Annotated in this window: 1 pseudogene; it reads right to left on the bottom strand. The window is 46.0% G+C overall.

What is annotated here, in order from left to right:
- Nucleotides 1-1314: pseudogene (locus tag DW103_RS18560) on the bottom strand (hypothetical protein); the annotation flags it as partial.

Genomic DNA, 1314 nt, shown 5'->3' with positions numbered 1-1314 from the left:
AACTCCATATTCTCCTGCGTCATTTTTGGTAACAAATACAGGATAATAATCTAATATGTTCTGGGCTGATACACCACCGTAGACCTTTTCATTTTCCATATCCTTTCGGCTGTAGTAGAACACAGCTATATTTTTTATCTTATCCAGAACGGAGTCAAAATCACCTGTCTTGTTTTTCAGGCGCATATCGGAAGAGACTGTCCAACCTACATTTGTCTGCATATATCCTTTACCCATCTGGCACAATAAATCTGCATTTTTATAAAATCTGAAATGTTGGTCGGAATTTTTACCTCCGGGAAGAGCACAATACAGACATGTGTCCATACCGTTTGTTTGGACTCCAAAGTCAGATTGCGAACCTATAATTTTTGCAAAAAAACCTTGATTCGAATACATTTCTATGGCTGATGTAATTGTTCCGCCAGAAAATACACCACTATCTCCCTTCGGACCTTGCGGGCCTGTTGCCCCTGTATCACCTTTGGGACCCTGCGGACCTGTCGCACCGGTTGCGCCTCTTGACCCCGTAGCTCCAGTAGGACCTTGCGGACCAATTAAATTTACATAGCTACTCCAACCAGAAGCACCGTATATGCGCAAAGATGTTCCGGACCATTGCCAGTCGCATGAGATACCGTTCTCGCCTCTTAATCCCTGCGGACCTTGTTCGCCTACGTCCCCCTTCTCGCCTTTTGGTCCTTGGGGACCCGTTTCTCCGACATCCCCTTTGGGACCGACAGGACCTTGTACGCCAGCTACACCTTGTTCTCCGGTATCTCCCTTCTCGCCTTTTGGTCCAACATCGCCTTTGTCTCCTTTTTCACCTTTAGGGCCAACTGGACCGATTAACAAAGCAAGCTGTTCATCTGTAAACATATCGTATGTAAATGGAGCGCCTACTGGACCTACAGGTCCGACAGGTCCCTGTTTCCCTTCGGGTCCAATCGGACCGACATCGCCCTTTTCTCCTTTATCACCCTTGGGTAATACAAGGTTTAACAGGTATTTGGGATTTCCATCCGTATCGGTTCCATCAGGAGACAAAGAGGCAGATGGATTTTCTCCCTTCGTCACTAATCCAATACTTATTTGCGGAGTTTTCCCGGTAAATCCGCGAGCACCGGACATATCTACAAGGTACTCAAACGAAGATGCGCCACGTACATATAATTTCGCGGTGTCTTCATCTTCCACGCTGCCGGTGTTTATTAAGATGAACTTCCCTTCCGGAACATTGTTTAAGTCTGCATTCATCGCAGCAATGGAAGAATATGTGCGATAAATACTGAACCCTTCAGGACGAAGAATTGT

It is taken from the genome of Parabacteroides sp. AM08-6 (genome assembly GCF_003473295.1).
In the GTDB taxonomy this organism is placed as follows: domain Bacteria; phylum Bacteroidota; class Bacteroidia; order Bacteroidales; family Tannerellaceae; genus Parabacteroides.
This window is presented reverse-complemented; position numbering and strand designations above follow the sequence as displayed.